At 60.1% G+C, this 18,741-nt stretch carries 21 protein-coding genes and 1 pseudogene; 12 read left to right on the forward strand and 10 right to left on the reverse strand.

The window, feature by feature from the left end; translation table 11 throughout:
• From PZ895_RS11240 to PZ895_RS11265, 6 genes are all read left to right on the forward strand, one after another.
• A partial coding sequence (locus PZ895_RS11240) for a zincin-like metallopeptidase domain-containing protein (RefSeq protein ID WP_275839088.1) occupies positions 1 to 710 on the forward strand: 710 nt, incomplete at its 5' end.
• A gap of 82 nt (positions 711 to 792) precedes the next feature.
• Positions 793 to 1,056, forward strand: coding sequence for a hypothetical protein (locus PZ895_RS11245; RefSeq protein ID WP_275839089.1), 264 nt, complete (start codon positions 793 to 795; stop codon positions 1,054 to 1,056).
• The gene (locus tag PZ895_RS11250) at positions 1,049 to 2,428 is read left to right on the forward strand and encodes a Fic family protein (RefSeq protein ID WP_275839090.1); all 1,380 of its coding nucleotides are present in this window, start codon (positions 1,049 to 1,051) and stop codon (positions 2,426 to 2,428) included. The genes PZ895_RS11245 and PZ895_RS11250 overlap by 8 nt, the downstream gene beginning before the upstream one ends.
• 269 nt (positions 2,429 to 2,697) lie before the next feature.
• Positions 2,698 to 3,042, forward strand: coding sequence for a DUF736 family protein (locus tag PZ895_RS11255; protein WP_275839091.1), 345 nt, complete (start codon positions 2,698 to 2,700; stop codon positions 3,040 to 3,042).
• Positions 3,043 to 3,112: 70 nt separating this feature from the next.
• Positions 3,113 to 3,310: a hypothetical protein gene (locus tag PZ895_RS11260; RefSeq protein WP_275839092.1), complete on the forward strand. Its 198-nt coding sequence runs from the start codon at positions 3,113 to 3,115 to the stop codon at positions 3,308 to 3,310.
• Positions 3,311 to 3,718: 408 nt separating this feature from the next.
• The gene (locus tag PZ895_RS11265) at positions 3,719 to 3,877 is read left to right on the forward strand and encodes a hypothetical protein (protein ID WP_275839093.1); all 159 of its coding nucleotides are present in this window, start codon (positions 3,719 to 3,721) and stop codon (positions 3,875 to 3,877) included.
• 169 nt (positions 3,878 to 4,046) lie between these two features.
• On the opposite strand, the gene traG is transcribed toward PZ895_RS11265, so the two are convergent.
• Genes traG through PZ895_RS11280 form a run of 3 tightly spaced genes read right to left on the reverse strand, consistent with a single transcriptional unit; the run spans position 4,047 to position 6,445 of the window.
• Positions 4,047 to 5,975: a Ti-type conjugative transfer system protein TraG gene (gene traG, locus PZ895_RS11270; protein WP_275839094.1), complete on the reverse strand. Its 1,929-nt coding sequence runs from the start codon at positions 5,973 to 5,975 to the stop codon at positions 4,047 to 4,049.
• Positions 5,920 to 6,204: a conjugal transfer protein TraD gene (locus PZ895_RS11275; protein ID WP_275839095.1), complete on the reverse strand. Its 285-nt coding sequence runs from the start codon at positions 6,202 to 6,204 to the stop codon at positions 5,920 to 5,922. The genes traG and PZ895_RS11275 overlap by 56 nt, the downstream gene beginning before the upstream one ends.
• Before the next feature lie 16 nt (positions 6,205 to 6,220).
• Positions 6,221 to 6,445, reverse strand: coding sequence for a TraC family protein (locus tag PZ895_RS11280; RefSeq protein WP_275839096.1), 225 nt, complete (start codon positions 6,443 to 6,445; stop codon positions 6,221 to 6,223).
• A gap of 242 nt (positions 6,446 to 6,687) precedes the next feature.
• Between PZ895_RS11280 and traA the strand changes: the two genes are divergently transcribed.
• The 5 genes from traA to PZ895_RS11305 are packed head-to-tail and all read left to right on the forward strand — an operon-like array spanning position 6,688 to position 13,410.
• The gene (gene traA / locus PZ895_RS11285; protein ID WP_275839097.1) at positions 6,688 to 10,725 is read left to right on the forward strand and encodes a Ti-type conjugative transfer relaxase TraA; all 4,038 of its coding nucleotides are present in this window, start codon (positions 6,688 to 6,690) and stop codon (positions 10,723 to 10,725) included.
• A complete protein-coding gene (gene traF, locus PZ895_RS11290; protein ID WP_275839098.1) occupies positions 10,722 to 11,255 on the forward strand; it encodes a conjugative transfer signal peptidase TraF in 534 nt (177 codons plus the stop codon). The genes traA and traF overlap by 4 nt, the downstream gene beginning before the upstream one ends.
• On the forward strand, positions 11,224 to 12,399 hold the full coding sequence (locus PZ895_RS11295) for a conjugal transfer protein TraB (RefSeq protein WP_275839107.1): 1,176 nt from the start codon (positions 11,224 to 11,226) through the stop codon (positions 12,397 to 12,399). The genes traF and PZ895_RS11295 overlap by 32 nt, the downstream gene beginning before the upstream one ends.
• 10 nt (positions 12,400 to 12,409) lie before the next feature.
• Positions 12,410 to 13,042 carry a conjugal transfer protein TraH gene (locus PZ895_RS11300; protein ID WP_275839099.1) on the forward strand — a complete coding sequence of 211 codons (633 nt, stop codon included), beginning with the start codon at positions 12,410 to 12,412 and terminating at the stop codon, positions 13,040 to 13,042.
• Positions 13,039 to 13,410 carry a thermonuclease family protein gene (locus PZ895_RS11305; protein WP_275839100.1) on the forward strand — a complete coding sequence of 124 codons (372 nt, stop codon included), beginning with the start codon at positions 13,039 to 13,041 and terminating at the stop codon, positions 13,408 to 13,410. The genes PZ895_RS11300 and PZ895_RS11305 overlap by 4 nt, the downstream gene beginning before the upstream one ends.
• Before the next feature lie 41 nt (positions 13,411 to 13,451).
• On the opposite strand, the gene PZ895_RS11310 is transcribed toward PZ895_RS11305, so the two are convergent.
• Together PZ895_RS11310 and PZ895_RS11315 are read right to left on the reverse strand one after the other, a co-directional pair.
• A complete protein-coding gene (locus tag PZ895_RS11310; protein ID WP_275839101.1) occupies positions 13,452 to 13,916 on the reverse strand; it encodes a hypothetical protein in 465 nt (154 codons plus the stop codon).
• 18 nt (positions 13,917 to 13,934) lie between these two features.
• Positions 13,935 to 14,213 (reverse strand): hypothetical protein, encoded by a 279-nt coding sequence (locus PZ895_RS11315; protein WP_275839102.1) that lies wholly within the window; start codon positions 14,211 to 14,213, stop codon positions 13,935 to 13,937.
• A gap of 129 nt (positions 14,214 to 14,342) precedes the next feature.
• Here PZ895_RS11315 and ligD point away from each other — a divergent pair.
• A pseudogene (ligD, locus tag PZ895_RS11320) lies at positions 14,343 to 15,320 on the forward strand (non-homologous end-joining DNA ligase); the annotation flags it as partial.
• On the opposite strand, the gene PZ895_RS11325 reads toward ligD, so the two are convergent.
• The 5 genes from PZ895_RS11325 to PZ895_RS11345 all read right to left on the reverse strand — a co-directional run.
• Entirely contained in the window at positions 15,246 to 16,583 is a 1,338-nt protein-coding gene (locus tag PZ895_RS11325; RefSeq protein ID WP_275839103.1) for a Y-family DNA polymerase, read from the reverse strand. The pseudogene ligD and the gene PZ895_RS11325 sit on opposite strands and share 75 nt — an antisense overlap.
• On the reverse strand, positions 16,580 to 17,017 hold the full coding sequence (gene umuD / locus PZ895_RS11330; RefSeq protein WP_275839104.1) for a translesion error-prone DNA polymerase V autoproteolytic subunit: 438 nt from the start codon (positions 17,015 to 17,017) through the stop codon (positions 16,580 to 16,582). The genes PZ895_RS11325 and umuD overlap by 4 nt, the downstream gene beginning before the upstream one ends.
• Positions 17,018 to 17,139: 122 nt before the next feature.
• Entirely contained in the window at positions 17,140 to 17,475 is a 336-nt protein-coding gene (locus PZ895_RS11335; protein ID WP_127071612.1) for a DUF736 family protein, read from the reverse strand.
• Positions 17,476 to 17,701: 226 nt separating this feature from the next.
• The gene (locus PZ895_RS11340) at positions 17,702 to 18,367 is read right to left on the reverse strand and encodes a MobA/MobL family protein (protein ID WP_275839105.1); all 666 of its coding nucleotides are present in this window, start codon (positions 18,365 to 18,367) and stop codon (positions 17,702 to 17,704) included.
• Positions 18,364 to 18,741: hypothetical protein (locus tag PZ895_RS11345; RefSeq protein WP_275839106.1), on the reverse strand; the 378-nt coding region annotated here is incomplete at its 5' end. The genes PZ895_RS11345 and PZ895_RS11340, both read right to left, overlap by 4 nt.

Genomic DNA, 18,741 nt, shown 5'->3' on the forward strand with positions numbered 1-18,741 from the left:
TGTGGCTCGCGACCGCTGCCCAAGGCTTTGAGCATCAACGGTTCATGACCTACCGGCAGGCGCAGGAACTTGGCGGCCAGGTCCGCAAAGGCGAGAAGGGCACGCTGATCGTCAAGTACGGCACCATCAGCCGCAAGGCCGAAAACGCCGAGGACGAAGACCGGGAAATCCCGTACCTCAAAGGCTACACCGTGTTCAATCTGAGCCAGATCGACGGGCTCGCGGACGAACACTATGCCGCCCCGACGCCCTTGCCAGCCGAGCAGCGTATCGAACGCGCAGAGGACTTCGCCCGGCAGACAGGAGCCCGCATCAGCCATGGCGGCGACAGGGCTTGCTACATTCCCGATGCTGACCGCATTCAGATGCCGCCCTTCGCGGCCTTCATCAGCCCGGAAGCCTACTATTCGACGCTTTTCCACGAGCTGGCGCACTGGACCGGAGCAAAACAACGCCTCGACCGCATCAGCAGCACCAATATGAAGACGAAGGGCTATGCCTTCGAGGAACTTGTAGCCGAGATCACTGCGTGCTTCATTTGCAGCGACCTCGATATAACCGCAAGCGTTCGCGACGAGAGCGCGTCGTATCTCGCAAGCTGGCTGAAATGTCTCAAGGAAGACAAGAAAGCCATCTTCCGCGCAGCGTCACGCGCGCAGGCAGCAGCCGACTTCCTGCATAACCAGCAGGAGGCTAAGGCGGCCGCATAGGCCGCCCTTTTTCCTCCGCTGGTCCTATCGATTCAGGCCGAGAACCATGCTAGAAATCTAAACAAATATGAGGTTCGACATAATGGCACAGGCAGCCGAAAATCTGACGCAAAGTTCCGCCGAGCAGGCGGTTCGCGATCTTGCCCGCCGCCACCAAATCACCGCATCGCGATCCCAGATTGATGACTGGGCAGACGATGTGACCCGCCTTGCGGGCGACGATGTGACGCTGGACGAGGTGGAAGAGCTGATCGTTGGCTTGCGACGTAAGGGGGTCGTGGATGGCGCGGAACTGACCCGCCTTCATTCACGATATTTGGAAGAGCGCAACGAGCCTAATGTTTGATCCGTTCGGCGACTTTGCGAGCCGCGGATACCTCAGAAACCACGCAGCGCAAAAAGATCCAGACAAGGTAAAGCAGCTCGAACATGCCGCGTTTCGCGGCAATGTCGAGCGCGCTATGGCTGTTCTGGAAGCGCGCGATCATCTGGACTATCAGGATCTAAAAGAGGTTCATTCGATCCTCTTTTCCGATCTTTATCCTTGGGCTGGTCAAGACAGGCGCGAGAACGCGCCTGACCTTGATATCACCAAAGCCGGCATCGAGGGACTGTTCAGTCACCCGCTGGACATAGAACTCGCCGCCAACCATGCGCTCGAGCGTGGGCAGAACGTCGCCGTTATGCGGGAGAAGCCGGGGGAAATCATGGGCTATCTCGCCCATGCTCATCCCTTCCTCGACGGCAATGGTCGAACCATCATGACGGCTCACGCCGAGCTTTGCCGGCGGGCCGGTATGCACATTGACTGGTCGCAGACTGAAAAGACCGCCTACCTTTCCGCTCTGACCAAAGAGTTGCAGGAGCCGGGGAAAGGGCACCTCGATTCCTATCTTAAGCCCTTCATCCGTGAAGGTGCTCTTGATCGTGCGGAAATGACCCAAGTGCTGCATTCGCTCCCCGGCCTGGGACCGAATGCAGAGGCCACCAAGCGAACGCTGATCCCGGCGCGCGAAATCGATACCCATGTCACCCGCGCGGAAGTCGAAACGGCGGCCGCCGAAAACAAGTGCCACGGCCAGGTGCGAGCAGCCCTTGAGCTTTCGGCCGAGAAGGTCTTTGCGAACCCGTCGAAAATTATTGAGGCGGCCGAGAGGGCGGCATTCGAGGGCCGGATAGGCGACAGCAGCATTGCCGATGCACTGGCTTCCGATCCGAAGCAGTTCGGCGCATTTCGAGGCAAGGACGGACCGTTTTCCAGCCGGGAAGAGCGGCAGGCGCATCGCAACGCTGTTGCACAGCAATACGCCCTCAAATCGCAGCTTCGCGAGTATGTCGCGATCGTCCATTCCATTCGTCAGCAGCTCAGCCAAGACAAGCACGACCTTGCCCGCCGCAGCCTTCAGGCCGTGCCCGCACCTTCGGAGAACCTTAGTGAAGCCATTCGCCTGGGGCATAAACTCACATCAGAGCAGGCGGCCGAACTGAAAAGCGGCATCAAGGCCTTCGAGCGTCGTTTTGGTGATGACGCCGGCCATCTGCGCAGCCTTGTCAGGTTCAAGCCCGGTCTGGCTGAAAAGTACGGCATCGACCAATCGACGTTGCAGGAGGCGCGGAACGCCCTGCGAAAGTTGGACAAGGGCATTATCCAGTTGCGCGAACAAGAGCGCGCCACTGTTCAGGATCGAACACAAGGGCGGAGCGGTCCGATCCGCTAGGCATCGATCAGGTTGGGGTGTTGGTTGGGGCGGTCATGAGCGACTGCCCCTTTGTTTTTCATCGATTAGCCGACATGGGAAGCTAAGAGCGGCGTCCCGTCCTTCAACCTCATGCCGCCACGATTTTCCCCGGCCTAGCGGCCTCCTCGCGCAACAAAATCGCGTCGTCATTCGGCCCTTCGCTCCGCTTCGGCCCTACGGGTGCAGTTCGGGCCGTGCCCGCTCTTTTTCCGCTCCCATCGGCAAATCGAAATCAAAGGAGCAGAACGATGACCGACAACCTCTCCAACTTCATCCAGATCAACGCCAAGACCGTCATCGGCAACATTGCCACCATCGCATTCGACATCGACATCACCGGCGAGCCGGTTGTCAGCGACAACGAAAAGGCCCCGAAGTACCGCCTTTTCACCAAGAGCCCGCGCGGGCGTCGCGTCGAGATCGGCGGCATTTGGGAACGCCTCAACCGGGATGACCAGCCCTACTACACGCTGACCATCAGCACCGGCCACTCCCGGTTCTACGCGAACCTCGGCCGCTATCCCGGTCAGGACGACGACACGCTCTATGCGGTCATCCCCAACGAATACCTCAACGCCGAACGCCGGTCCTAATGGACCGGCCCCCGGCCCGGGCGGCGGGAACCCCGCTGCCCCCGAGCGCAACGAAGCATGGGAGCCCAACATGGTCAAAATGCACTCGATAAGTCTCACGCTCGACGTTATCGAGCAGGCCACCATCAAGGCGGCGCTCATCCACTGGTGCAACCTCGAAACCCGCCCCGAGGATCTGGAATATCTGGCGGGAAATTGTGGCGAGTTTTCCTTGCTAGACCGGCCGCAACTTGACCGCCTCATCGAGAAGGTCAGCACCGGGGATTAGTCCTGCCCCTTGTTCGATCCGCGCCGGAGGCGGATCGAACCTACCCGAGCTGGGCGAGGGGCGATGCCCCTCGTCCCGATGCTTTCAGCATGGCCGCAGCGCGCAGGCGAGGGCAGGGGCGGCGGAGCCGGGATCGGAGCCACGCGCAGGCGCTATGCGCCGAGCATGGCGAGAACCCACCCCTTGCCCATGGCGAGCACTGTGGCATTGCCTCTCTCAACAATGGCTCCATTAAACCGCGCCCAGGTGTTCGCGTCCATGATGATCGGTCCCCCCAATTTTGTGCCGGCGCCGATGGCGCCGACACAAAATCGGCTCCCCCGATCCCCGGAGGCGGCCTATCGCCGTCATGGACCCGAACGCCTGGACACGAACTGCCGATCCTGTTTTCAAACAGGAGAAACGACGATGACGACTTACGATCACATTCAGGAGCTTCGGGGCGAACTGGCGGCGTCGGTGGACCCGGCCGAGCGGGCGACGATCGAGGCCGAACTAATGGCAGCTCGCGCCAAGCTAGCCGAGGAAGAAGCGGCGCTTGACGCCGCAATCGAGCCGCCCCGATAGGGGCGGCTTCTCGGAGCGGACCACCGGGCCGACCCCGTTTTCCAGCCCGAAGGGCCGGAGCCCGGTTTCAAGGGAAACCGGGCGGAGCAGGCGAGGCCAGAACGCGCTTTCCATATAGCGCCGTAGTGATGGCCGAGCCTGTGGTAAACGGGGGCGGGCTGGCTTCCGCCTAGCCCTTCGCCCCTGCCTTTGCCGGGCCGAAATTGCTTTGGCCGACCACGCGAAGCATTTCCGGGCGACGGAAATAAACAGCGCGGCCGCAGCGCAGTGGTGGGTTGCCGCTGGTCAACACGATTTGCTCATCCGAGCGCATCTGTGTGATCTCATGGGGAAGGATTAGCGGTCTTTGGGAGAGCTGCATCGACCGTGTTCGGGATGAACCCATATCGCGCGAAGTGCGCGAGAGCTGGCCAACCTCGACGGTTGTAGTGCCGCAGCGTTTGGAAATGTAGTCAGCAGTCTCGGGATCATTGATGGCCGAGAACGACACCCACGATGCAGATTCGAACCATTTGCTGGTCGCATCGCGACCGCCAAAGGCTTCGCGCATCTGTCCGAGGGATTGGAACAGCATCAGCAGCGTGACGCCATACTTCCGGCCCGCATCACGGGCCGTTTCGATAATCCGCATGTAACCGAGGCGCGCGGCCTCATCGAGCAGGAAGAGGGCGCGTTCGGGCATGTCGCCATTTCTGTTATAAATCGCCTTGAGGAACGCACCGATAATCACGCGGGCCATGCCCGGGTGATTTTCGAGGGTGGAGAGATCGATGTTGATGAACACGGTTGAACGGCCGTCGGCAATGTCATCGGTTTTGAACGAGTTGCCCGAAACGACAGCCGCATAGTTCTCATAGGAGAGCCAGTGCGTTTCCTTGGCCGCTGTCGCATAGACGCCAGAGAAGGTTTGCGGCGTCATGTTGATGAAGGGTCCGACAACCTCTTTGACGAAGCGGGATGAGGTTTCGTTGTGCAACTCTTCGAGCTTGGCTTTGAGCGTTTCTTCCGGTTCGGCCAGACGCTTGCGCACGATCCGCAAAGATCGTTCGCGCGTCGTAGTGCCATCCGGATTCTCATCAGCCTCGGGATTGTCCCCTAGTACTACGTCCGCGATGATCGCAGTTATGAGCTGTTCGCCCATGGTGCGGAAAAAGTCATCTGAGCCGGAGGTAACGCGCGGCTTTTCGCTCATCAACCATGCGGCCACGGAGGCAATATCTTCTTCCGGCTTGCTGCCGTGCTGGCCAATCCAGTCGAGGACGTTGAACCCAAAATGCGGCGTCTTGGGATCGAGCGTATAGATCTTTTGCCCGTTGCGGTCGCGATGCTCGCTGACCATGGGCGCAATTTCGGTCGAGGGATCGAGGACGATCAGCGAGCCCTTGAACTTGAGCGCGGTCGGGATAACGACCGAAGTGGTTTTGAAGCCGCCTGAGCCAGCAAAGACAAGGCCATGCGTCGAGCCGAATCCGGCATCAAAACAAAGAAGTGGGGCGGCTCCGCCGCGCCCCCATGTTTCTTTCCGCCGGGGATCGAAGTTGACGCCGGCGACGGTATCCTTGTCGGGCCGATAGGCTTCACCGATGACAATGCCACCCGAGGCTGGAAAGAGCCGCTTTGCCGTCGCCTCATCCATCCAATGGCTGTCGCCATGGATGGCGCGGCTTCCAGTCACGCGGCGAGGTGCATTCGAGCCAAATGCCGAATTTCCCTTAACCGCAACGCGCAATCCGAACATTGCGACGAAGATGCAGAGCAGCATTCCGCCCGCCGAGTAGAAATCCAAATAGGTCAGCGGCGCATCCACCGGCATCCCGATATCGGAAAGTCTCGCATACTCCATCCATGCCCCATAAAGGGCGGGGCCAAGAGCGCCTAAAAGGACGCCCTGGCCCGCTGACTGGATGAACAATGATCCGCGCGAGGCGAAGAGAAAAAGGACGCCGATAAGAGCGGCGGCGACATAGGGGACTGTCAATCCAATCCGCCCCCATGTCTGGTAGCTCGATGGCGAAGTGCCGAATTGCGCGAACCAGTTCTCGCTACCGCGTAGCGCGGTGAAGGCTCCGATCATCAGCAGCGCCGGAGCCGCCAGCATCAATGCCCGCTTTGGTGTCATTGTCGAAAATCGCTTTCCCGCGCAGCCTGAACCGTTCGCGCGTTTGATGATCTTTGAGAGCGTCAGCCGCCTCGACCAGAAGGCCGAGGATTACCGCCTTGTCTTCATCACGCAGGCCCGCCTTGGCGACGAGGCCGCCAAGCATGATCTTCTCATGGGCGTCCTTCCTGCGCTCAGCAGACTTGGCCGCTTGCTGGTCCCGTTCCATCCTGTTCAGCCGGCCTCTAAGCCGTCTGGTCAGGCTGTTCCGACGCGGCCCGAAATCGGGCGGCAATCTCCTTGAATGCCTTGATAAAGTCCGCGTCAGAACAATCAATTTCATGAAGGCCAGCTTTGACAGCGAGAGCGCCGATCCGCTCACCTTCGCGTGCTTCGGCTTGCGCTAACTCGCTGTTCAGTCGCTCAATTTCAGCTTTGATTTGCGCTGGTGTCTTCGATCTCTTTGCCACTTTGCATCCTTTCTGTGGGCTGAAAGCTACATAAAAGGTAGCCTTTTTCCGATCATTAAGGCAATATCTCTCTGCCCGTAAGGGCAGTCATTCAAAAAGGAACCGGCTTGCCGGTGCTTTTTTGGTCATTCTCTAAATGCGCGCTTATACGTCGCTTCGCGACGTGCGCCGGGAGGCTTGATGCGACGTTCGCCCAATCACCCCTGCCAGCTTGAGAGCGCTTGCGCGCCTGGCGAGGGCTGATGGCGATCTACCATTTTGAAAGTCAGATCATCAGCCGGGGCGAGGGGCGCAGCGCTGTGGCCGCCGCAGCCTATCGGCACGCCGCCCGAATGGAGTTCGAGCGAGAGGACCGCGTGGCGGATTTCTCGAACAAGAAGAATGTCGCCCATTCGGAGTTTATGGCCCCCGCCGATGCGCCGGAGTGGCTGCACTCAATGATGGAAGATCGCAGCGCCGCCGAAGTTTCAGAGGCATTCTGGAACACGGTCGAAGATTTTGAGAAGCGGTGTGACGCGCAGCTTTCCAAAGAGTTCGTCCTGGCGCTGCCGAAGGAGCTGACCAAGGATCAGAATATTGAGTTGGTCCGAGAGTTCATCGGCCAGCAAATGTTGTCGCGGGGAATGGTGGCCGATTGGGTTTATCACGATGTTGAGGCCAACCCTCACGTTCACATCATGACGACCCTGCGCCCGCTAACCCAAGAGGGTTTCGGATCGAAAAAGGTGCCGGTTCTCGACAAGGAAGGAAACCCGCAACGCGGCAAGAATGGCAAGATTCAGTACCGGCTTTGGGCCGGTGATCGTGGAACCCTCAATGACATGCGCGCAGCCTGGGCGCAGGTCCAGAATGCGCACCTTGCCCAATATGGTATCGATGCGCGCGTCGATCATCGCTCATATGCCGAGCAAGGCATCGACCTTACGCCACAGGGAAAGATCGGCGTTCGGACGCGAAACATCGCGAAGGAGGCGTTAGCTCAAGGTCGCGAAGTGGACCTTGACCGCATGGCGCTTCATGAGGATTTGCGCCGCGATAATGCCGCCCGAATAGCCCGCCGCCCGGAGATTGTGATTGACGCGGTATCGCGGGAAAAGAGCGTCTTTGACGAGCGCGATATCGCCAAGCATCTGCATCGTTGGATTGATGACGGCCAGCAGTTTCAGAACCTGTTGGCGCAGATCATGGCAAGCCCGGAGCTTGTCATGCTCGCGGGCGAGGGCGTCGATTTCGATACTGGGGAGGTTCGGCCGGCACAGTTCGCAACGCGGGAGATGGTGCGGATCGAGGACACCATGTCCCGACAAGCCGCGCACCTTTCGACCCATGGTTCATTCGGTGCCGAGGCTCATATCCGCAACGAGGTTTTGGCCAATCATCGCCAGCTTTCGGACGAGCAGCGTAATGCGATCGAGCTTGCAACCGGCAATGAACGGCTCGCGCTGATCGTCGGACGCGCCGGTGCCGGCAAGACAACGATGATGAAGGCGGCGCGTGAAATTTGGGAAGCGTCAGGCTATCGCGTTGTCGGCGGTGCACTTGCGGGCAAGGCCGCCGAGGGGCTTCAAAAGGAAGCGGGCATTGAAAGCCGCACGCTGGCGTCCTGGGCGCTCCAATGGGAGCAGGGCCACTTGAAGCTGGACGACAAGACCGTGTTCGTCATGGACGAAGCGGGCATGGTTTCCTCGCGTCAGATGGCCGATTTCATATCGGCCGCAGCTCATGCCGGAGCCAAGATCGTTCTGGTGGGCGATGCTGACCAGCTTCAACCGATCGAGGCAGGCGGCGCATTCCGAGCCCTGTCCGAACAGATCGGCTTTGCCGAGCTTTCGACCATCTATCGGCAGCGTGAGCAGTGGATGCGCGATGCGTCCATGGCCCTTGCACGAGGCAATGTAAGCGATGCTCTGGCGGCCTATCAGGAGAAGGGGCATATCATCGAGAAGGCCACCAAGGACGAAGCTATCGCGTCCATGGTGGCCGATTGGGTTGCTGATTACGATCCGAACCGCACCACCCTCATGATGGCATTCATGCGCAAGGACGTGGCGGCGCTCAATGCGCTCGCCCGCGAGGGCCTGCGCGCGAAAGGGCTGATCGAGGAAGGTCATGCGTTCCGCACGGCCAACGGCGTGCGAAACTTCGCGGCCGGCGACCAGATCGTGTTCCTGGAAAACGAAGGTTCGCTTGGCGTGATGAACGGCATGATTGGCCGTGTCGTCGAGGCTGATCGCGGCAAGATCATTGCCGAGGTTGGCGAGGACAAACGCCGTGTCGAGATCGAGCAGCATATCTACTCGAAAGTCGATCACGGCTACGCCACTACGATCCACAAGAGTCAGGGCGTCACCATCGACAAGGTGAAGGTTCTCGCCTCATCCATGTTCGATCGTCATTTGACCTATGTGGCGCTGACCCGGCATCGTGACGAAGTTCAGCTTTATGCCGGTGCGGACGAATTCAAGCGTTCTGTGCGCGTCGATCATGCTGCCGGCGTCACCGGTCAGATGATCGATGCGGGCGAGGCCAGATTCCACGATAGGGAGGACGCGAGGCCGACGCCCTATGTCGATTTGCGCGATCCGTCGGGGATCACGCATCGGCTTTGGGGCGTGACCTTGCCGGAGGCGATCAGAAAGGCCGATGCCCGAATTGGCGACACGATCACCCTTCGGCGCAACGGCATCGAAGAGGTCACGGTGAAGGTGGCGGTCAAGGACGAAGCCACCGGCGAGAAGCGTTTCGAGGAACGTCTTGCCGAGCGCAATGTCTGGTCGGCCAATGTCATTGAGGCGGGCGATCCGGCGCTATCTGCCGTGGGTGCCGAGGTCCTGTTCAGTCGCCCTGGGAAGGTAGACCATGCGCAGGGTGTGACGGGCGAGCTGGTCGAAAAGGGTGAAGCCCCGTTCGGTGACGATCCCCATGCCAAACCCACTCCCTTTGCCGATGTGAAAACGCCCGATGGCGTCATTCATCGGCTTTGGGGCGTGGCACTACCGCAGGCCATAGGGAGGGCAGGGGCCGAGACTGGCGACACGGTTTCGCTTCGCCGCGCTGGCACGGAGGAAGTGACCGTAAAGGTTCCGGTTAGGGACGCTGCGACAGGGGCGACACGGATCGAGGAACGCGATGTGGAGCGCAATGTGTGGGAAGCGACACGGCTGGAAGCGGCCGCAGATCGCGCCGCCCGCCTTGCGCGCGAGCCGGAGAAGTCGGTTCTGTTCGGCCAGCTCGTCGCGCGCATGTCGCGGTCGGCGGCCAAATCCACGACGCTCGATTTCGTCGGATCGAAACTTTACGGCCAGGCCGTGGCCTATGCGACCCGTCGAGGGCTGCACAGCGCCCGCATCATGAAGGCCGCGGCCGTCAATCAAACACGCTGGCTGGCACGTCAGCGCGACCGGCTCGCCGCCGCCAGCCGGAAGCTCGCGGCCTTTGTCGAGCGGTTTGGCCTTGCCAGCACAAATGTTCCGCAGGCAACGCCTGCACCCTCGCAGCCATGGTTGCGCGGCCGCGCGACGTGGCGACTTTCGATCCCCCAAGCCGTGGAGGCAAAGATGCAGTCAGATGCTCAACTCACCGTCCACTGGACGCAGATTCAGGACCGCATGAAGAATGTCTATGAGAAGCCGCAGGAGGCCATGGCCTCAATGGGGCTCGAAAAGGCCTTGCAGGGGGACCGGGCGGCGGCCGAGGCGATAAGCGATCAGCTTGGCCGTGATCCTGAAGCCTATGGCCCGTTGCGCGGCAAAGCGGGCCTGTTTGCATCGAGCGCCGCCAAGGCCGAGCGGGATCGTGCCATCAACAACGTGCCTGCGCTTCGCGATCAGATCGGCAACTATGTCCGGTTGCGCGCTGAGATTGCGGACCTTCGCACGGTCGAGCTTTCGCGTGAGCGGGATCTTCAACGCATCGACGTGCCGGCGATTTCGTCGGCAGGCAACGGCGTCCTCGAGCGGGTCCGAGACGCTATCGACCGGAACGATATCGACTCGGGTATGGCCTACGCCCTGGCCGACAAGATGGTCAAAGGGGAGATCGACCGGCTCAATAAGTCGCTGGACGAAAAGTTCGGCAAGCGCGCCTTCGCGTCGAAAGAGCCGAGCGGACCAGCCTTTGAGGCGGCGGCGTCGAAGGTGGCTGAAGGCGACAGGTCGAAGCTGGCAGCGGCATGGCCCTTGTTCCATGCCAGCCAGCAGATCGCGGCCCATGAGCAGAAGCAGGCCCGACAGCAGGTCCGGGCGCAGACGCAAACCCGCGATCAAGGGATGACGCGATGACCAACCGGCGCGCAGCTCTGGCCATCATTGGCGCCGGCGTTGTCGTTCTCGGTTCGATGGCAGCCGCGTTCGCCATCGGCGGCTATCGCGTCAATTTTACGCCCAGCTACGCCTATGGCTTGTGGCGTATTGAGCCGCTGCACCGCGAGGTGAGGGTAGGGGACAGAATATTCATCTGTCCGCCCCCCGGCGCGGCGGCCGATTTGGCGCTTGAACGCGGATACCTGCCACGCGGCCTATGCCCTTCGGGCACTGGTCCCCTCATCAAAACCGTAGCCGCCCTGTCCGGTCAGACGGTCGAGGTTGACGGCCAGGTCATCATTGACGGCACCCCGCTTCCACATTCTACCGTCCTTGAGGCGGATGCCGAGGGCCGGGCAATGCCCGTCCATGGCGGCGGCGCAGTGGAAGCCGGCGCGCTTTTTGTTCACTCAGATTTCGTCGGTTCCTATGACTCACGCTATTTCGGGCCGCTCCCGGCCGAGGGGACACTTGGGCTTGCCCGCGAAGTTCTCACCTTCGCCCCGTAGTATTGCGCTTTCGGCCGCGTTTGTTGCCGGCGGGATCTTCACCGGAGCTATCGGGTGGAGCGGTCACACCCTCGCCCTTGCTGCCGGCGTTCTTTTCCCGGCGCTTTGGGCCTTCGCGCCCTCGCGCGTCGTTGCCGCCCTTGTCGCGCTTGCCCATTTCCTCGCCGCATCGCGCGGCCTGCCCGAAGGCGTCGCGATCTTCTACGGTTCGGACATGGGCATGGGCCTTGCGCTTTGGCTGTTGGCCTCGCTCATGTTCGTTGCGGTCCACACCGTTCTCTGGACCCGCAGGGCAGGGTGGCAACGCCCTATTCGGTATGCGATAGCCGCGATCCTCATGAGCTTGCCCCCGTTCGGCATAGCCGGATGGGCAAGCCCGATCACGGCGGCCGGCGTCCTGTTTCCCGGCTGGGGATGGTTTGGCCTTGCTGCGACAGCGACCGGCCTTCTCATTTTGACAACAAGATTATGGCCAATCGCCGCGCTGACTTTGGGAGGATCGTTTGCTGTGTCCGCCGCAACCTGGACACCGCCAAATTTGCCTGAAGGTTGGCAGGGGATCAATACAAGCTTCCAGTTCAGCGAAGCGGGGCAGTACGCCGACTATGCGCAGCACATGGCAACGATCGCCATGGTGAGGGAAGCCGCAGGGCAGGGGGCAAGCCTTGTGGTTTTGCCCGAAAGCGCTTTCGGAATCTGGACTGCGACCGCGGAGCGCTTGTGGACCCGCGAGCTTGCCGGGATAGACGTAGTGGTCAATGGCGGTGCCATCGTCATCGACCAGACTGGCTATGATAACGTCATGGTGCAAGTTTCGGGGCACGGCAGTGAGGTCATTTATTATGAGCGGATGCCCGTTCCGATCTCCATGTGGCAGCCCTGGGCGACTGGCGGGGCGCACGCGCATTTCTTCGCCAATCCGGTCGTGGACTTTGCCGGCGTTTCGATAGCGCCGCTCATCTGCTACGAACAACTTATCATCTGGCCGATCCTGCAATCCATGCTCTTTGACCCGGAGGTCATTGTGGCAACCGGGAATGGCTGGTGGACGGGTGATACCAACATCGTCGCCATTCAAAAGGCGAGCGCCGAGGCGTGGGCCGCGCTTTTCGGCCTGCCGCTGGTGATGGCTTTCAACCACTAGGGAGAGTCCGATGATCGATCCTGAATTGATCCAGCTTTGCGCCGATCCCCGGCTTGAGGTCGAAATCGTTCAGCAGTTCGTTTCCGAAATGAACGCTTCCGACCACCTGACCATCCACGTTTCCCAAGGTAATCGGACGATTCTCGTGCCCAAGCCCGAAACGATCGAGCAGGCCGTTGAAACGACGCAGGAGTGGGTAGGGCAGGCCAATGTGCGCGTCGGGCTCACGCAATACCCGGCCGGTTTGGGCATCACCGATCCGAGCCAGATCAGCCATGAGTTGTTCGACAGTTGCGAGAACCTACGCTTGGGAACCGAGCTGTTCGGAAAGGTGCTTCGCATCGTGACGCAATGGTATGGCGGGCCTGCCGAACCGGCCTTTGACGACGCGATCTATGCCTATCGAACCGGTTGGTTCGAGGGCGAGCGGGTCTTTTACGCCGATGATCCCGGCGACGTGGAGGTAGCGACGCCATCGCGCTCGACAACGCCGGTTGAGACGGAGGTAGGCGGATCGCCGGCACAGGCCGAAGCAGGGCCGTCAGAGCCACCATTCAGCGACCAAGACCCCAACGCCGCGTCGATCCGGATCGATCTGTCCGGCATCCGTGCCCATAATCAGGAACCCGCCTCGAACCAATGAACAGTCATATCATCGTGTCCATCCTGCTTTGCACCCTTTCATGCGAGTCCGCCGAGATTCGAGTGTGGGATGGCGATTCCATCCGGCTTGGCCTTACCAGTGAGGCCGAGGCCATCCGCATTTTCAATATCGATGCGCCGGAAATCGATGGGCAGTGCCCCTATGAATCCGACCTGGCACAGAGGTCAAAGAACCGGCTGGCCGAGCTGATGAACGGGCAGCAGGTCACAATCCATCGACAGGGCACCGACCGTTATGGCCGCACCCTTGCAGCCGTGAGCGTCAATGGCGTGGACGCCGGCGATGTGCTGGTCAGCGAAGGGCTGGCGCGCACATGGAGCGGGCGGCGTGAGCCATGGTGCAACTGATTGCATCCCATCTTGCCGCAGCGGCGATCTGATTGGACTGATTACTTAGCTGCCGAGCGAGACCGCTTGGTGGCGGGAGCCGGTTTCTCAAGATGTCTGCGCAATGCGCGATGGCTCGCAGCGTGCCTGTCGGTGAAGCGGATCGCTAGAATCATGGCGAATGCGACGAATAGGAAGCTAAACAGGCTCATAAGATCGCCTGCAAGTGGAACCCCAATCAACCGACCGAGATATCCCATGGCTTGATAGGCGCTGAAAACAAACGCTGATACCGCGAACATCGGTAGAAGTCCGTTGGTCAGAGCAAGCCTATGCGCCTCGATGGAAGGATGATCCTCGATTAACTTTGCAGCGTCTCGATCCAATTCCTCATCGGACTTAATCCGAATCGTTTCATAGAATTCGCCCCAAACATGATCGAGGTACTTCTTCCCTGCCCATGAGCCGAAACCACCGAGTATCGCTGCGCCCACAACCTGTATGGTCGGATCATTCCAAATGGCCATGCTGTACCGCCCATTCACCTATGAACGTAATATCGCGACGAGCCAGGTGCCGACTATTGCCGCTGTGATCACCGTCAGCACGATACCAATCAGAGAGCGCTTAATGAAGATTGTCATGAGATTGACGATCAGCGCGAGAATGGCAGCGGGGCCAGCGAAGAAAACCAGCACGACAGCCCGCGCAATAGTCGGTTCGGGCGAGGGCTGTAGGTAGAGCCAAAGCGGAACTGCCAGACAGATAGCGTTCCAGCCAATCAGGAAAAGAGAGGCTTGGGAGCCCTGTTTCTGGAATCGCATAATTTACATTATGGAACTAAGTGATTGATTTTGCTATATTAATTCGTTTGCCCGGCCACTGCAACCCGCCGAGGAACCATTGCCAGTGTAGCCGCTTTTTAGGCCATGGTGCGCCCTTCTAAATCCTCCAGTCTCCCGGCTGATCCGTTTCCAGCACGGATTGAGCCCTGTCTTGCATTGCTGGCTTCCGAGCCGCCGAACGGCTCAGATTGGGCTTTCGAGGTAAAGTGGGATGGCTACCGTCTCGCCCTGCACAAAGAGGGAGATACTATCCGCATCCTCACACGGAACGGCCACGACTGGACCCATCGTTTCCCGTCGATTGTAAAGGCCCTTGCGCAGCTCGCGGCGGCTACTGCTGTGATCGACGGAGAGGCGGTTGTGCTGGACGATCAGGGGCGGTCTGACTTTAATGCTCTTCAAGCGAGCTTAGGAGGGCGCGGCGGCAAAAAGGTCGCGGGATCGCAAGTGGTCTTCTATGCTTTCGACCTGCTCTATTGCGACGGCCGCGACCTAACGGGAATGGCTTTGGACGAGCGCCGGCACTTGCTCGAACATCTGATTGCCAGCCGACGCGATGGAATCCGGCTTTCCGAAGAGGTCGAGGCTGATGGGCCTGCCTTCCTAGCGGCCGCGTGTAAGTTGGGCTTGGAGGGGATTATCGCAAAGCGCCGCGACCGCCCATATCGATCCGGACGCAAGGGCGACTGGCTGAAAATCAAATGCGTAGCAAGCGAGACGTTCCTTGTAGTGGGCTATGAACCATCAACAAAAGTGCGCGGCGCGATCGCCAACCTATTGCTCGCAGCGCGTAGAGGCGCAGAGCTAGTCTATGTAGGGTCCGTTGGCACAGGCTTCACATTCGATCAGGCGGTCGAGCTTAAGCGCAGCCTTGATCGGTTGGCGACGACGATCCCCCCGGTTTCTCTCAAGCGCCGAAGTGTCGTGTTCGTAAATCCCGACCTGGCCGCCGAAATCGAGTTTCGCGCCTGGACCGGCGACGGAAAGTTGCGTCATCCCTCATTCAAAGGACTACGCGACAGTGCGGAACGGGGAGAGATCTTCACCCTCGACGAACGTGCCAGTGATGGCCGGAGATCGAGTTGATGCAACCGGCAGCTCGTCCAATCGGGTTGTGTAGCGCGGTGAGCGGCGGTCGAATTTGGTCTGCCACTCGCGTTTATTGATGCCGACCCCGGCCGGCATCATGGTCCCCTTACCGAACCTGGCGTTGACCGCATCGAGCGCGGTCATCAACCGTTCGGACTTATCTCGGTCGCGAGCGGCAAAGAGCGGTCGTATCCCGCTTCCGGCGGGTATCAGATCGTCCATGATGATTCCTGCTTTGGCATACCGATATCCCTGGCGGAACACAGCCCGCGCGCCGCGTCTTGCCGCTTCGATCAGCTCGAAGGTGTCGGCCGAGGCCTCCGGCAAGTGAACGGTCTTGCTTCCGCCGTGGGCTGGATCGCGACGATTGAAGGGCGAGGTGTGCATAAATACGGTCAGGTGCGATGTTTCCAGCTTATGCTGGCGCAGCTTCTCAGCAGCGCGGAGAGCGTGTGCCGATACGGCCTCGAGCATTTCGTCTAGCGTCGAAACCGGCTTCCCGAAGCTACGGGTGACGGCGCACCCCTTGCGTTGCGGCGGCAATTCCTCGAGAGCCATGCAGGCGATGCCTCGCAGCTCGAGAACAGTTCTCTCACCAACGACCGTCATCCGCTGCCTCGCGAGCCGTGTCGGCATGTCGCGGAGATCCGCGGCCGTCTCAATGCCAAGTTCGAGCAGCTTTCGTTCCGATGCTGGCCCGACGCCCCACACATCGCCAACATCGATCCTGGGCAACCATTTGTCGCGTTCTGCAGGGTCGGTCAAATCACAGACGCCGCCCAGCTCCTCATTCTTCTTGGCCACGCGGTTCGCGAGCTTCGCGAGTGTCTTTGTCGGGCCGATTCCAACACAGGTCGGAATCCCCGTCCATTGGTGCACCGTCGCCCGCAGATCGCGCCCATAGGTCTGCCGATCGCGCTCCGGTATCAGAGACAGGTCAAGGAAGCTCTCATCAATCGAGTAGATTTCGACCTCTGGCGCCCACTGCCGGTAGATCGCATTGAGCCGAGCGCTCATGTCCCCGTAGAGCGAGTAGTTTGACGAAAAGACCGCCACGCGGTTCTGATCGCATAGCTCACGAATCTTGAAATAGGGATCGCCCATGCCAATCCCGAGGGCCTTCGCCTCGCTCGTGCGGGCGACAGCACAGCCGTCATTGTTGGAAAGGACGATGACCGGCCTGGTAGCCAACTTCGGATCGAATACACGCTCGCAGGAACAATAGAACGAATTGCCGTCCACCAACGCAAAAGCTCTCACTGCCCCCTCCCCGGCTGGCGACGCAGCCAATGGATATTGCAGACAACGACGCCCCAAATCTCGACTTCCGCGATTTCGGGCAGTTCAAAGAGAGGCATGTCGCTGTTTTCCAGCATTAGGCGGGGGCGGTCGCCATTTAGGCGCAACCGCTTAAGCGATTGCTCGCCATGAACGATCGCCACGACCACATCGCCATCAATAGGCGTGATTGAGCGGTCCACCACGAGCAGGTCGCCATGGTAGATTCCCGCATCGCGCATCGAGTTTCCATCCACGCGCCACAAGAAGGTCGCCGGCGGATTCCGGACCAGAAGCCGGTTCAGATCGATCGCGTCGTCTAGGTAATCGTCGGCAGGACTCGGAAATCCGGCGCAAAGCCCATGAGCGAACATGGGCACCGAAATTTCAGCCTCGAACTTAAGCTGGATGAACATTCAAAAGCGGCTCCTTTCGTCTCGCGCGAAAGGAACAAAGCAGGAACATGCGCGGCGGTTCCAGTCAAGAGAAATGGCCGCGGCCGATCGACCAAATTTGATGGCAGATGGTAGGAGGGGGCTTACGCCCCCTGCCCTCTGCGGGTTTGCTCAATCACGGCGAACAGGTTTTCCTCGTCCTGGCCGGGATAGCGGCCGAGGTTGGCGTAGAACCGACCGTGGCCGGTGTTGAGCGAGATCGAGTAGTAAGGCTTGTCGTCGCGGTTGAGATTCTGCCACACCGCTCCGACTTCAATCCGCCGCCCGCGCGGGCTCTTAGCGAAGATCCTGTACTTGGGCGCGTCGGGGTTGTCGCTGACAACCGGCTCCCCGGTGAAGTCGATATCGAAGGTGAGGGTGGCCACGTTGCCAGTCAGCTTGTCGCCATCGATCCGGACGAAATTGGTGAGGTCAGTCATTGTGAACTCCTTGGTTCGCGTTGGTGATGCAACAAAGCGATGGAAGGGGAATAGCGGCTGGCACCGGAACGGCCGGCGCAAAGCAAAGGACCACGCCGCGCTCGATTTTGCTTCGCGAGGAAGGCCATTCGGCCGGGGAAAATCGTGCGCGGCGCGGTTGCCTGACGTGACCCGGACATAGGTTGCATCTGAAACACAAGCGCGAGCCGGAGAGATCACCAAGACCTTACAATTGATGCCCGTTCTGGCGAGACTGGTAAGCCCCACTGCCCTGCCCCCAAGAGACGGCCGTGAGCGACGTGTTGCGTTGCCCAAGATGGTCGGCCGAGATCTTCGCCCATGCTGCGCGAAGGTCGGTCAACTCGGATCGCGGGGATATAGGGAAGCCGCGTTTGCGCCTTTGGGCGACGCTCAGATTGAACCGGTTCTTGAGTCCGAAGCCATCCGGCCCCGCTTCCCGGGTTGTGCAGAGGGCTTGCATCACTGCCGGTTGAGCCGATGTGGCAGGCAGTACGACGAGATGCACGATTGAGGCGAGGTAATCGGCCAGGTATTGACCGAACTCAATCGCCAAAGCAGTGGCGGCAGGCCCCACTAGCTCATTGGGTATGGGGGCTTTCCAATGGGTCGCGAGATTGGCGTCAGAACGACTTTCGGCTGCCTCGACGGCAGGCCAGAGCCGCCCCCTCGTGGCCAAGGCGGGGCAACTCACTCCGGCCGGGAAGATCAGCGCATCATGCGCCGCCTTGAACTTCTGTTTGGGGGTGTAAGTGGTTTTCTCGATCACAAGGGGTTGGCCACAATGATCGGCCACCACCTGATAGATCGATGGGAACTTGCTTCGGCTAATCCGCTGCACCCTCAAAAGGGTCATTCTTTCAGTCTGGCTCATTGGCCCTGGGGCGCGATCTTGATGAAAATTCGATCCTCCCAGGAATCGACATTCCAGAGGTAGGCGCGATCGAGCATTGCCGGCGCGCGGTCGGCATTATGTTCCAGCACGCGATCAGTCGGCGCCGGTGTTATCCGCACCGTTCCGATTGGCTTGAATGGAAGCTGTTCGAGTTGAGCGAGGTTTTGCGCGGGGATCTCGGGCGAGCTGATTTCGAGCGTTCCGTCCTCGAGGCGCACAATGCGCAGATAATTGTCGTTCTGGCGGCCGCGCGTGTTGGGGAATCCTGTGGCCTGCCCATCCTCAAGCGTTCCCGCGAGGTTGACGACCAGCTCGAACCGGCCTTCCCCAATATATTCGAACCGCTCGAAACC

The sequence above is a fragment of the Mesorhizobium sp. YIM 152430 genome (assembly GCF_029210365.1).
GTDB lineage: Bacteria > Pseudomonadota > Alphaproteobacteria > Rhizobiales > Rhizobiaceae > Aliihoeflea.

Excerpts from the sequence above, each read along its gene's own strand:
- PZ895_RS11335 (WP_127071612.1), bottom strand. The coding sequence starts at position 17,475 with ATGACTGACCTCACCAATTTCGTCCGGATCGATGGCGACAAGCTGACT.
- PZ895_RS11250 (WP_275839090.1), top strand. The coding sequence starts at position 1,049 with ATGTTTGATCCGTTCGGCGACTTTGCGAGCCGCGGATACCTCAGAAAC.
- PZ895_RS11300 (WP_275839099.1), top strand. The coding sequence starts at position 12,410 with ATGATCGATCCTGAATTGATCCAGCTTTGCGCCGATCCCCGGCTTGAG.
- PZ895_RS11255 (WP_275839091.1), top strand. The coding sequence starts at position 2,698 with ATGACCGACAACCTCTCCAACTTCATCCAGATCAACGCCAAGACCGTC.
- umuD (WP_275839104.1), bottom strand. The coding sequence starts at position 17,017 with ATGTTCATCCAGCTTAAGTTCGAGGCTGAAATTTCGGTGCCCATGTTC.
- traA (WP_275839097.1), top strand. The coding sequence starts at position 6,688 with ATGGCGATCTACCATTTTGAAAGTCAGATCATCAGCCGGGGCGAGGGG.
- PZ895_RS11305 (WP_275839100.1), top strand. The coding sequence starts at position 13,039 with ATGAACAGTCATATCATCGTGTCCATCCTGCTTTGCACCCTTTCATGC.
- PZ895_RS11265 (WP_275839093.1), top strand. The coding sequence starts at position 3,719 with ATGACGACTTACGATCACATTCAGGAGCTTCGGGGCGAACTGGCGGCG.
- PZ895_RS11315 (WP_275839102.1), bottom strand. The coding sequence starts at position 14,213 with ATGCGATTCCAGAAACAGGGCTCCCAAGCCTCTCTTTTCCTGATTGGC.
- traG (WP_275839094.1), bottom strand. The coding sequence starts at position 5,975 with ATGCTGGCGGCTCCGGCGCTGCTGATGATCGGAGCCTTCACCGCGCTA.
- PZ895_RS11260 (WP_275839092.1), top strand. The coding sequence starts at position 3,113 with ATGGTCAAAATGCACTCGATAAGTCTCACGCTCGACGTTATCGAGCAG.
- PZ895_RS11310 (WP_275839101.1), bottom strand. The coding sequence starts at position 13,916 with ATGGCCATTTGGAATGATCCGACCATACAGGTTGTGGGCGCAGCGATA.
- PZ895_RS11245 (WP_275839089.1), top strand. The coding sequence starts at position 793 with ATGGCACAGGCAGCCGAAAATCTGACGCAAAGTTCCGCCGAGCAGGCG.
- traF (WP_275839098.1), top strand. The coding sequence starts at position 10,722 with ATGACCAACCGGCGCGCAGCTCTGGCCATCATTGGCGCCGGCGTTGTC.
- PZ895_RS11275 (WP_275839095.1), bottom strand. The coding sequence starts at position 6,204 with ATGGAACGGGACCAGCAAGCGGCCAAGTCTGCTGAGCGCAGGAAGGAC.
- PZ895_RS11340 (WP_275839105.1), bottom strand. The coding sequence starts at position 18,367 with ATGAGCCAGACTGAAAGAATGACCCTTTTGAGGGTGCAGCGGATTAGC.